The organism is Anaerosalibacter massiliensis (assembly GCF_024623155.1).
Lineage (GTDB): Bacteria > Bacillota > Clostridia > Tissierellales > Sporanaerobacteraceae > Anaerosalibacter > Anaerosalibacter massiliensis.
Genome location: NZ_JANJZL010000009.1, coordinates 64621 through 76384, shown reverse-complemented (window position 1 = coordinate 76384; position 11764 = coordinate 64621). Strand labels below are relative to the sequence as shown.

At 27.2% G+C, this 11764-nt stretch carries 13 protein-coding genes; 1 reads left to right on the top strand and 12 read right to left on the bottom strand.

The window, feature by feature from the left end; genetic code table 11:
- Positions 1-36: 36 nt before the first annotated feature.
- The 12 genes from NSA23_RS12300 to NSA23_RS12245 form a co-directional block, all read right to left on the bottom strand.
- Positions 37-1677: a hypothetical protein gene (locus NSA23_RS12300; protein WP_042678863.1), complete on the bottom strand. Its 1641-nt coding sequence runs from the start codon at positions 1675-1677 to the stop codon at positions 37-39.
- 3 nt (positions 1678-1680) lie between these two features.
- Positions 1681-2469 (bottom strand): ABC transporter ATP-binding protein, encoded by a 789-nt coding sequence (locus NSA23_RS12295; RefSeq protein ID WP_042678864.1) that lies wholly within the window; start codon positions 2467-2469, stop codon positions 1681-1683.
- Between the two features lie 232 nt (positions 2470-2701).
- On the bottom strand, positions 2702-3148 hold the full coding sequence (locus NSA23_RS12290) for a Fur family transcriptional regulator (protein WP_042678865.1): 447 nt from the start codon (positions 3146-3148) through the stop codon (positions 2702-2704).
- 283 nt (positions 3149-3431) lie between these two features.
- Positions 3432-4253 (bottom strand): metal ABC transporter permease, encoded by an 822-nt coding sequence (locus tag NSA23_RS12285; protein WP_042678866.1) that lies wholly within the window; start codon positions 4251-4253, stop codon positions 3432-3434.
- 18 nt (positions 4254-4271) lie between these two features.
- Positions 4272-4982: a metal ABC transporter ATP-binding protein gene (locus tag NSA23_RS12280; protein WP_042678867.1), complete on the bottom strand. Its 711-nt coding sequence runs from the start codon at positions 4980-4982 to the stop codon at positions 4272-4274.
- A complete protein-coding gene (locus NSA23_RS12275; RefSeq protein WP_042678868.1) occupies positions 4975-5967 on the bottom strand; it encodes a metal ABC transporter solute-binding protein, Zn/Mn family in 993 nt (330 codons plus the stop codon). The genes NSA23_RS12280 and NSA23_RS12275 overlap by 8 nt, the downstream gene beginning before the upstream one ends.
- Positions 5968-6214: 247 nt before the next feature.
- Complete coding sequence (locus tag NSA23_RS12270) at positions 6215-6544, bottom strand: helix-turn-helix domain-containing protein (protein WP_050069692.1); 330 nt, start codon at positions 6542-6544, stop codon at positions 6215-6217.
- Positions 6545-6669: 125 nt separating this feature from the next.
- The gene (locus tag NSA23_RS12265) at positions 6670-6915 is read right to left on the bottom strand and encodes a DDE transposase family protein (protein WP_042678869.1); all 246 of its coding nucleotides are present in this window, start codon (positions 6913-6915) and stop codon (positions 6670-6672) included.
- A 210-nt stretch (positions 6916-7125) separates the two neighbouring features.
- Positions 7126-8103 carry a siderophore ABC transporter substrate-binding protein gene (locus NSA23_RS12260; protein WP_042678870.1) on the bottom strand — a complete coding sequence of 326 codons (978 nt, stop codon included), beginning with the start codon at positions 8101-8103 and terminating at the stop codon, positions 7126-7128.
- 31 nt (positions 8104-8134) lie between these two features.
- Positions 8135-8890 carry an iron ABC transporter ATP-binding protein gene (locus NSA23_RS12255; protein WP_042678871.1) on the bottom strand — a complete coding sequence of 252 codons (756 nt, stop codon included), beginning with the start codon at positions 8888-8890 and terminating at the stop codon, positions 8135-8137.
- Complete coding sequence (locus tag NSA23_RS12250; protein WP_042678872.1) at positions 8887-9837, bottom strand: iron chelate uptake ABC transporter family permease subunit; 951 nt, start codon at positions 9835-9837, stop codon at positions 8887-8889. Before NSA23_RS12250 ends, NSA23_RS12255 begins: the two co-directional genes overlap by 4 nt.
- Positions 9830-10780 (bottom strand): ABC transporter permease, encoded by a 951-nt coding sequence (locus NSA23_RS12245; protein ID WP_042678873.1) that lies wholly within the window; start codon positions 10778-10780, stop codon positions 9830-9832. Before NSA23_RS12245 ends, NSA23_RS12250 begins: the two co-directional genes overlap by 8 nt.
- 181 nt (positions 10781-10961) lie before the next feature.
- On the opposite strand from NSA23_RS12245, the gene NSA23_RS12240 reads away from it, so the two are divergent.
- Entirely contained in the window at positions 10962-11714 is a 753-nt protein-coding gene (locus tag NSA23_RS12240; protein WP_042678874.1) for a helix-turn-helix transcriptional regulator, read from the top strand.
- Positions 11715-11764: the final 50 nt, after the last annotated feature.

The following is an 11764-nucleotide window of genomic DNA, read 5'->3' as shown; positions in this document are numbered from 1 at the left end:
TCTATATATCGAACTATTTAGATTATATCATATTAGCTATTGACTTAACTTTTCCATAGATATGTTAAACCCCTTACTCCATATAATTATATTTAAAATAACTAATATAGCTATATTAATATATCTACCATAAGTAAGTAACGTTGCCCCATAATGGATACCCGCTAAAATAAGTAGAATTAAAAATAATGGTATAATAGCCAATCCCTTACCTTGGTTAACTGTATCAAAAGGCTCAGAGAAAGGCAAAGCTGTTTTTGACACTCTGAAACAAATTACAATAAATAATAGTATATTTAAAAAAACTATTATTAAATCTAAAAGTATACTTCCCTTAAATATAAGCATAAATATTATGCTTTGGAAAATATACATAGGAAGTAAAAAATTTGCAATAAAAGCTTTTATAGTTCCTCTAAATATATCTTTCGTACCTTTAAAAGATACTGCTTTATATATCCAAGCCCCTTTATACTTATCTGAATGCCCCATAGTCATGATCACAGTGGGAACTATAAGAGCAATAAAATATATATTGAAATATCTCTTACTAATTGCTATAGCATCCCATCCTTGGGCTTTTAAATCTGATAATAAAAATATAAATGGAAAAGCTAAAGCCAATCCTAAAGATGGGTATACTTGTAGTTTAAATTTCCTTTCTTTTTTCATCATATTGGTAGCGAACCTAAAAAAGGTTCTTTCATCTTTAGTCCTACATATTACTTTTGACAAATAATAGTTAAGCCCTTTACCTCTAACTTTCATATTTCCACTGCTATTATTAAGCTTTTGTAAATTGCTTTCAAAATAAGGAGTCAACTTTATATATATAATTATTGATAATATAGGTATTATAAATGCTAAAATTGAAAATAATACTATATGAAAATTCCGGTTATTTTTTATTATTAATTCAAAAGGTCCAGCAAACCACATAGATGGTATTAAATATTGCCACCATTTAGGAACAAAATTAATATTCATAATATCACTAAAATCAAATAATCTACCTATTAATTGATAACCTATAGATAAAGTTACTGTTAAAATTATTTGAACATAATTTATAATATCTTTAAGTTTCTCTCCATCGAAAAACTTAAGTATCAACAAATATAACAATGCAGTCAAAACTACTATGAAAAAGTCCATAAGTATTATTTCTATTAGAAATAATATAAAAAATAGAAATCCATTTTTAAATAAAGACACAATCAATGCCGGCCCTGTAAAGGAAAATGTTACATAGAACATATATATCAATATGTGTATAATCTTTGCTACATTTAAAGTTTTATCATCTACCGGCTTTGAAAGAATTATATCCTTATCTCTCAAGTCCAAAAGTACAGAAGAAAAATCTGAAACCAAAGTAGTAAACATCATAAATATCAATATTCCAAATAAAAAGCTCATTTGAAATAGATAGTTATTTTGGGAAATAACAAAGGGAATTAATATACACCCAAGTAGTATATATACAAGTAGTGATCCTACAAATCTATTTCCTTTCTTCTTTTTAGAGGAACTATTCATTGTAACTGTAGGGACTCTTCTTTCATCTAAGGTAAGTTTAACTTGGAGTATTCTTCGCATAACAAAATAATCTACTCCAAGATTCTCAAACAGTCCTTTAAGTTTATCTAGAAATTTTAATATTTTAAAGTCCTTCATACACTACACCCCTTGCACTATAGATACAATTTCTTCTGCAATATCTTTATGCTCTTTAAATCCAGTAAGTTCATTAAATATTTCTTCCAATGAACCCTCTATAGATTTTCCTTTTAATTCATCAAAACTTCCATCGGCAACAATTTGTCCATCATTAATTAAAATTATCCTATTACTTATTTTCTCAACTACCTCCATTATGTGGGAAGAATAAAATATAGTCTTTCCTTGAGATGCCAATTCAGCTAATACCTCCTTAAAAACCATAACACTATTAGCATCCATACCACTTAATGGCTCATCTAAAAATAGTATATCAGGATTATTTAATAAACTTGATATTATAAGTACTTTCTGTCGCATTCCCTTTGAATAAGAAGATATTCTGGAGTCATAAACATTTTTTAGTCCGAATAAATCCATTAATTTTTGTGCTTTTTCATCAACTTCATCATAATCAAGACCGTAAAGTTCACCTATGAAAGTTAAATATTCTCTTCCAGTTAAATTGTCATATATTTCTGCTGTTTCAGGAACATATCCTATCTTACTTTTATATTCTACATCTCCATTAGATATATCTTGTCCCAAAATCTTTATTTCTCCTTCATAATCCTCAATAAGTCCTAGCATTATTTTTACTGTAGTACTTTTGCCAGCACCATTTGGACCTATATATCCTATAATTTGTCCCTTATATACATCTAAATTTATTTCCTTTAATACTTTTTTTGTACCAAAACTTTTTTTCAATCCTCTTATGGTTATTATTGGTTCATTGAATAGTTCCATATCTTCACCTCTTTACATAAATTTTATTTATATCCTTTTATGATTATTTTTATTATATGTTATAAGATACCATTATACAATGTTAATATTTTCACTCCTATAAAAAATATATAAGTAAATGATAAATGTTTTCTAAATCGTCCACGATGTTGCTTGTTCCATTTAATTGTACATATTATTATTGATCCAAAAAAATAAAAAAATTAGGTGCAAGCTATCATCTAGCCTACACTTAATTTTTAGTTAATCTTTCTTTATTTTTACATTCGGGACAATAGCCATATATCTCAAACTTATGTCCCACAATGTCAAAGTTAGTTGTTTCTTCAAGGGAGTTTTCATAAACTCCAAGAGGACAGTGCCCTATATCTACAGTTTTATTGCAGCCCATGCACACTAAATAGTGCTCATGATCTATTCGATTTAATTCAAACATAGATGTGTTGTCTTCTACTATAGTTAGCTTTACTGCTATTTCCTTCGATATAAAAGTATTAAGTACTCTATATATAGTTGAAAGACTAATAGATTTATCTACTTTCTTAACTTTTAAGAAAATCTGTTCTGCAGTGAGAGGTGTATTTGCTTGTTTCAATACTTCAAATATAATATTCCTTTGCTTTGTGTTCTTAATCCCATGCTCTTTAAAAAATTCTTTATTATCTTTGAGCTCTTCCACTTAACTCATCACCCTTCAAGAAATGATTGTATTTCTTCTTGAACCTCTCCCACTTTCACTTCGTTTAGAAGTAGGAGATTCATACGTTATTTGGTATTTAAGTTTCGACCTAAAGTATTTAGGTAATCCTTAAACATATTTGGATTGTCCAAGAACCCATTATCCCTCCCTTGTTTTATAAGTCTAGGAGTACATTTATCATATTTTCTGATTTATTGTCAGCAATTCATCACCCACTTAAAGAAGTGGATATATTGTTGCTAAAATATGGATATAAATAAATTTAGTTAAATTTATTTATTGAAAAAAGTATAACAAAACAAATAGCATTTATAATTACAATAACTGCTCCTGTTGGAAAATTTAATATATATGATAAAAGAGTTCCTATTATCACACTTGCCACTGATATAAGCGATGCTATTAATATAGTATCTTTAAATCCTTTAGATATTTGTAATGCAGTTACTGTAGGAAAAATAATCATACTAGAAATTAGCATAGTACCTACTACACGTATGCCAAGAACAACAGTAATAGAAGTCAATATGGTTATTAAATAATTCATAGATTTAGGATTTAACCCAATAACTGTTGCAAATTCTTCATCATAGGTTATAGCAAATAAATTATTATAAAAAAATAATGTTATAAATATAACCACAGTAGATAATATTATTGAAAGTAACACATCTAATTTGCTAATTACTAGTATACTGCCAAAAAGATAAGAAAACAAATCTATATTAAATCCCTTTGCCACGCTAGTGATCAAAACACCTACTGCTACAGCAAAAGATGAAATAAGTGCTATAGCAGCATCACCATGTAAACCTGCCTTTTCATTAAGTTTTAATATTAGAAAAGATGAAAGAATCACTAGTGGAATAGATACTACTAGTGGAGATTTATTCAAAAGCAATGCAATGGCGATTGTTGCAAAACTTACATGGGCCAATCCATCACCAATCATTGAATATTTCTTCAACACAAGAAATATCCCTAAAAAAGAACAGGATATAGCAATTAATGAGCCTACTAAAATAGCCCTTAATATAAAATCAGATTGTAGTGCTTCTAAAATTAGAGAAATAACATTTTCCATTTATATGCCTCCAGTATACTAATCCTTTATGATAAATCCAAAATATTTGACCATTTCTTTAGAATGACGAAAATCTTCATAGCTACCATAAAAGACTAGTTTTTTATCTAAATATAGTATTTTACTTATATATTTCTCTATAGACAATATATCATGAGATACAAGGATTATTGTGACATTTTCCTTATTTAATTCTTTCAAAAGTTTGTAGAATTCTTCCCTTATTTCAGGATCTAAAGCACTGGTAGGTTCATCTAAAATCAATATACTAGGACTTGATACCATAGCTCTAGCCAACAATACCCTTTGTTGTTGTCCTCCAGATAAATTACCTATTTTTTTATCTTTCAAATCTCCTATTTTTAATTTGTTAAGTATTGTATCTACTCTATTATAATCCTCTTTTGAATAAAATTTAGTGCCTCTCTTTTTAGACAATAATCCGGTGATTACTATTTCCTTTACCGTTGCTGGGAATAATCTATCATTTGTAACTCCTTTTTGAGGTACATATCCTATAGAGTTTCTATCTGCAATATTTTGATGAATTTGACCTTCATAAGAATTAATAAGACCTAAAAGTATTTTGATTAATGTTGTTTTACCAGAACCATTAGGCCCTACAATACCTACATAGTCCCCCTCTTCAACTTCAAAGCTAATATTTTTTAATACTTCATTTCTACCATATTTAAAATTTAAATTATCTACAGTTATAATATTATTCATTATATACTAACCCCTGTTTCAATTTTTCTAAATTTTCTTCCATTATTTTTATATAAGATATGCCTGATTCTAATTCTTCCTTTGACACATTGTGAGCCCCATGTAATAACATCATTTCTGCCCCTGTTTGTTCTGATATAATATTAGCTACTTTTGGATCAATTAGCTCTTCATAATATATCACCTTAATTCCTGAGGACTTCATATTCTGAATTAGCTCAGTTATCCTTTGAGGTGTAGGCTCTGCATTAGGAGTAAAACCATTATAAGGAGATATATATTCTAATCCATAACGTTTAGCAAAATATCCAAATGCAAAATGTCCTCCATATATAATTTTTTTATGTTTTGTTTTCTCAAAAGTTTTAGTAAACTCTTCATCTAGTTTTTGTAATTTCTTCTTATATGATTCTCCATTTTGCCTATAAAAATCTTCATTTTTCTTATCTACTTTTACAACAGATTCCACTATACTATCTACCATCTTTTGTGCATATACAGGATCTAGCCATATATGGGGGTCTTTTCCTCCATGATGATGGTGATCATGATCTTTATCATGGTCATGGTCTTCACTATGTTCTTCTTCATGATGATCATCTTCATCTATAAGATCTATTCCTTCACTTAAATCAACAGTAACTATATTATTCTTACCAACATTCTTTATTACTTTTTCTGCCCAAGGCTCCATATATTCTCCTGTATAAACAAAAACATCGGCTTTCTTTATATTTCCAATGTCTTGAGGAGTAGGTTCATAAGAATGGGCTTCTACTCCAGGAGGAAGCAATAAACTTACTTCTCCTTTATCCTTTACAATCTCTCTTGTAAAATCATACTGGGGAAATAAAGTAGTAACTATTTTTATCTTTTCTTTTTTCTCTCCTTCTACTGATTTTCCCTTAGTTGAACTACAACCAGAAATTAAAGTTAGTATTAAAGTCAATATCAATATACTAGTAAGAACTTTTGTTTTCTTCATGAAAAGCCTCCTTAAATTTTTTAAAATTAATATCTATAATGAATTATAACGCTTATTCGCAAATGCATATCATTAGCAACTAAAACTTTTCTAAAAAAATCCCTTAACATTAATGTTAAGAGTTATTTCAACAGATTCTGTACTACAAAAACATATAAAAATCCTAATCGTTCTAATTTATCTTTTTAAAATTATATCTAATTCATTATATATAGTCAAGTAAAGTTTAATTTATTCTTGCAAAACCCTATATTTTCCTCTGTCTATACTCTGAAGGAGTCATATTCATATAGGATTTAAATACACTAGAAAATTCACTTGGATTTTCATATCTTAATTCATTTGCAATTGGTATAATAAGCATACCTATCTTTTCCAAGAGAATTTTACTTTTCTCTATCCTAAGCTTTTTAGTATATTCATATACAGTATCACCTAATATTTCTTTAAATCCTTCTTGTAATTTACAAACAGTGATGCCTAATTCCCTAGCTAAATTATTAACAGAATGTAGAGATTGTAAATTTTTTAATAGTGTATTTTCTTCTTTATGTACAATATTGATTATCACTATCATTTAACTTAAATTTTTTGTCAACATTTTTCTATCTCTATTATTAAGAAATAAAATGATCTTACTTCCATTTTGCCCCATTATCTAAATTTTAAACATTCTTTTTATTTTATTATTTAAAAATCCTGCTACAAACACAACAGGATTTTTAAATAAATTGTATCATGATGTGGTAATTCTTCTAATTTATCATAACCTAATGCCTTTGCCACATTGTTTATACACTCGTCTCTATTAAATTCAGTAGTCATTTTATTCATACTTTCAAGCGCTGTTATGTTTTTCATGAGCATACTAAATAAAATTATATCTGACCCATATTCTATATAGCTTTGATGTCTATTGTCTTTAACCCCTTTTAAGATTGAATTCATATCTTTAAAGAAATGCTTTTTAATTTTAATAAATTCCTTGAAAAAATTTATTTTTCTTTGCTTTTCTCTTTTTTTCTTTTCTTGTTACTTTTTTCATTAAAATCCCCCTAAGATGTAGTATTATAAACATATTTACCTCTCTATTATAACATTTTTTACTACATCTTTTGGGGATATTATCTCGAAAAATATTTAATCTTTAGAGCTGTTTTATTTAGTAATTGCAGATTGTACTTCTTCTACCATTTTCATAGTCCCTGTGAAACCACCAGAGGACACATACCACACTTGGGCATCTAAATATATAATTCTATCGTTTTTATATGCTTTTGTAGATTTGATTAAATCATTATCTAATACTTGTTCAGCAGAAGTTTCTCCTCCAACTACAACCCCTCTATCTACTACAAAAAGATAATCTGGGTTTTGTTCTACTATATATTCAAAGGTTATTTTTTGTCCATGAGTTGAAGATTCTATATTTTTATCTACTGGAGTTAATCCAAATTCTTTGTGTAAAATACCAAATCTTGACCCTTCTCCATAAGCACTAATATCTCCATCATTAGCCATAATTAACAAAGAATTTTCATCACTTTTTTCTGCCTCTTTCTTTAAGTCATTTATAGCACTTTCTACCTTTTCTATTTCAGCTTTTACTAAATCTTCTTCTTCATAAATTTGTCCTAATATCTCCATATTATCTTTAAAAGAACCTATATAATCCTCACCATCTATAGCTAAGTATACTGTTGGAGCTATTTCTTTAAATTCATCATATAATTTCGCTTGTCTTCCTGATATAATAATTAAATCTGGGTTAAGTTCATATATCTTTTCAAAATTTGGTTCTTTTAAAGAACCTACATCTTCATATTTATCTTCTTTATATTTGTCTAAATATGTTGGAATTGACTTCTTTGGTAACCCTATTATATCTTTACCCATTTTATCAAGAGCATCTAAAACACCATAGTCAAATACAATTACTTTTTCTGGCTTTTTATCTAAAGTGGTTTCATCTAACTCATGTTTAATCGTAATAGATTTATCTATACTCTTTCCTTCACTATTATCTTTACTAACTTCTTTATTTCCTTCTTGTAATGGTTTAGTATTACATGCTGTTACAGCTAAAGCAGATATTATCACCATTAATAATAAAATTAAACCTTTGTTTTTTTTCATTATTTACACCTCATTATTTAAATATTTTTTATTAAAAATATGCACATATCTTATTGCTTTCTATATCTTGTATCCTAAAATCTAAATCATATATTTGTTTCAAAACCTTTTCATCAATAATCTGATTAGTTTTATCATTTTTTACTATTTTCCCATTTTTTAAAGCTACTATATAGTCTGAATACCAAGAAGCAAAATTAATATCATGTATGACTATAATAACGGTTTTCCCTAGCTTATCTACCAAACCCCTTAATATTTTCATTATTTCTACAGAATGTTTCATATCTAAATTATTAAGTGGTTCGTCTAAAAGTATATATTCCGTATCTTGAGCAAGAACCATTGCTATATATGCTCGTTGCCTTTGCCCACCACTTAATTCTTCTAAATACTTATGCTGCATACTTCTAAGCTGCATATATTCTATGGCTTTATCAACATACTTTATATCTTCCCTATTTATTTTCCCTTGACTATAAGGAAATCTTCCAAAGCTAACAAGTTCTCTAACTGTCAATCTTATATTTATATAATTTGATTGTTTCAATATAGATATTGTTTTTGCAAGTTCATTATCATCCCATTCTCCTATTTCTTTTCCTTCTATAAAAATTTCTCCACTAGTTTTGGGAATAAGTCGACTTATCATAGATAATAATGTGCTTTTACCTGCCCCATTAGGCCCAATAAAAGAAGTGATTTTCCCTTTCATTATTTTCATAGATAAATTATCCACAACATTTTTATCCCCATATTGCTTTACTATTTCTTTTACTTCAATCATATCTTATTCTCCTTTATTAAAAGATATATAAAATAAAGACCTCCAATAAAATTTATTATTACACTTATAGGTGTACTAAAATTAAACACTCGTTCAACTAATAACTGGCCTCCAAGTAAAGCAACTATACTTATTAAACCAGATACTGCCATTAGATATCTATGTTTAAATGTACTTAAAAATTCCCGAGCAAGATTCACTACTAATAATCCTAAAAATGTTATTGGCCCAACTAAAGCTGTAGATACTGAAATTAATAAGGACACAACTATTAACATTCGTTTTACGATATCATCATAATTAATGCCCAAATTAATAGACTGCTCTTTCCCTAAGGATAAAACGTCTAGGATTTCAGTATATTTATAAGTATATATAGTTAGAATAAATACTAACAAACTACTTATCCATAAAACTTTAACATTTATATTATTAAAACTTGCAAACATAATATCCTGTACATGTAAAAACTCATTAGGATCTATTAACATTTGCATAAAAGAAGATAAACTTTGGAACAAACTTCCTAATATTAATCCAGCTAGTAAAAGAAAAAGAATATCATTTTGATTTTTTTTAAATAAAAACTTATATACTAATGCTGAAAAAAATATCATTAAACTACCTGATAAAATAAAATTTAAATTATTATTCGTCACTATTATATGGCCAGAGCCAAGAACAAAAATGATAAAAGTCTGAATAAAAATGTATAAAGAATCCAGTCCTAATATACTAGGAGTTAATATACGATTATTAGTAATAGTTTGAAACACCATTGAAGAAAAAGCTATAGAAACTCCTGTTATTATAATTGCAATTACTTTTGGTATTCGCTTAGAGAGAAAATAATATTTATTGTTACTATTTAATCCTGAGAATATAAAAATTAGTATTAATATTGTTGATATAATAATGAAAAAGCTTATTTTTCTTTTATTATCCATTAATTCCCCTCCTCACTAATAAGTGAAGAAATATGAAACTTCCTATTACTCCAACTGTGAGGCTAATGGAAATCTCATAAGGGTATATAATTATGCGACCCAATATGTCACAAAACAAAAGAAATACTGCACCAAGTAAAGCTGTATAACCTATGGTTTCTTTCATATTATCTCCATGAAATAGTTTGACTATATTAGGTATTATAATCCCTAAAAAAGGTATTCTTCCAACTGTAATTATAACTACGGCTGAAATCAAAGCTACTATAATAACCCCTAGATTTACAATTCTGTCATAATTAAGTCCTAGATTTGCCGAAAAATCTTCTCCCATTCCTGCAACAGTAAATTTGTTAGCATATAAAAAGCTAATAAATACAAGAGGGATACTTATATATAGAAGTTCATACCTACCTTTAATTACCATAGAAAAATCCCCCTGTAACCACGAAGAAATATTTTGTACCAAATCAAATCTGTAAGCAATAAAAGTAGTTATTGAATCTATAATATTTCCAAGCATAATACCTACAATAGGTATGAAGATAGTATTTTTAAATTTTACTTTCTTTAAAATTTGCATAAATAATAAAGTTCCTGCTACTGCAAAAATAAAAGAAATAATCATTTTTTGAAATGAGCTAGATGAAGTAAACAATATTAAAGACACTAATATCCCAAGTTTAGCAGAATCTACCGTTGCTGCCGTTGTCGGAGACACAAATTTATTTTGACTTATCTGTTGCATAATTAATCCACTTATGCTCATGCCCATTCCAGCTACAATTATACTTACTAAACGAGGTATTCGACTTAAAACTACTATCTGGACTTCTTTTTCATTCAATTGCAAAATATCTGATAAACTTATTTCTTTAACTCCAAAAAATATTGAGGCTAACGATAGTATTACTAATATTAAAACTAAATAAGATTTTTTCATATAAACTCCTTAGTATATGTACAAATAATTTGACATATCTTTTCTTTATTGCTATTATTAAAAATAATTCTAAATGATAAAGATTATCATTATCAATAATATCATCTTTTAATTATCTCTTGTTTGACAATATTTATGTTTTTATAATTATCTTTAGGTTATTTTAAAGGGGGGGATTCAGTTGCCCATTAAAAAATATATTAATAAAATTCTTGAAAAGTTTTTTCTATGTACCCATATACCAATTCAAGCTTTTGAACATAATGGCAGTTTAATTAATACAGTTGGATTTAATGAAAAATTCAAAAAAATATTTAATGATAATAAAGTTTACAATAAAATAAAAATTCAAACATTGGCTAATAAAAATAATTCTCTAGTAACCATACATTGTTTAAATAATATTTACTTTACAGCTTACTGTATTCACCCTAAGAGTATGGAAAATATTCTTTTTATTTTAGGACCTTATTCTTCCTGTAAAGAAAATAAGATGGGTATTGTATATAAACCCACCGACTCAATTAAATACTCAATTTTTCTTCTTCGTAAAATAATAGACGACAATATATATGATCTTGAAAAACAATCCATAGACAAAAACATTTATAGTTTACATGTAAAAAAAGCTATTGATTATATTAGTTTAAATTATGATGAACCAATAACATTAAGTGATATCTCTAACTATCTTGGAATCAATAAATCATATTTTTCTTCTATTTTTAAAAAAGAAACAGGTAAAACTTTCACCCAAATGTTAAACAAAATTAGAATCGAAAAAAGTAAAGAGTTATTACTCGAAACTGATTTATCTGCATTAGATATCGCTCTTTCAGTTGGCTTTAACAATCAAAACTATTATAATATAGTCTTCAAAAAAATTACGAATGAAACACCTATGGAGTTTAGACACAACCTTAGAAATTATTAAATCCCTTTCTTTTTATCTTACTATTTTTAAAACTGTATGACATTATTTTA

Coding starts and splice junctions, on each gene's coding strand:
- NSA23_RS12295 (WP_042678864.1), bottom strand. CDS start 2,469: ATGGAACTATTCAATGAACCAATAATAACCATAAGAGGATTGAAAAAA.
- NSA23_RS12280 (WP_042678867.1), bottom strand. CDS start 4,982: ATGAATAATATTATAACTGTAGATAATTTAAATTTTAAATATGGTAGA.
- NSA23_RS12245 (WP_042678873.1), bottom strand. CDS start 10,780: ATGAAAAAATCTTATTTAGTTTTAATATTAGTAATACTATCGTTAGCC.
- NSA23_RS12250 (WP_042678872.1), bottom strand. CDS start 9,837: ATGGATAATAAAAGAAAAATAAGCTTTTTCATTATTATATCAACAATA.
- NSA23_RS12265 (WP_042678869.1), bottom strand. CDS start 6,915: ATGAATTCAATCTTAAAAGGGGTTAAAGACAATAGACATCAAAGCTAT.
- NSA23_RS12260 (WP_042678870.1), bottom strand. CDS start 8,103: ATGAAAAAAAACAAAGGTTTAATTTTATTATTAATGGTGATAATATCT.
- NSA23_RS12285 (WP_042678866.1), bottom strand. CDS start 4,253: ATGGAAAATGTTATTTCTCTAATTTTAGAAGCACTACAATCTGATTTT.
- NSA23_RS12275 (WP_042678868.1), bottom strand. CDS start 5,967: ATGAAGAAAACAAAAGTTCTTACTAGTATATTGATATTGACTTTAATA.
- NSA23_RS12270 (WP_050069692.1), bottom strand. CDS start 6,544: ATGATAGTGATAATCAATATTGTACATAAAGAAGAAAATACACTATTA.
- NSA23_RS12255 (WP_042678871.1), bottom strand. CDS start 8,890: ATGATTGAAGTAAAAGAAATAGTAAAGCAATATGGGGATAAAAATGTT.
- NSA23_RS12300 (WP_042678863.1), bottom strand. CDS start 1,677: ATGAAGGACTTTAAAATATTAAAATTTCTAGATAAACTTAAAGGACTG.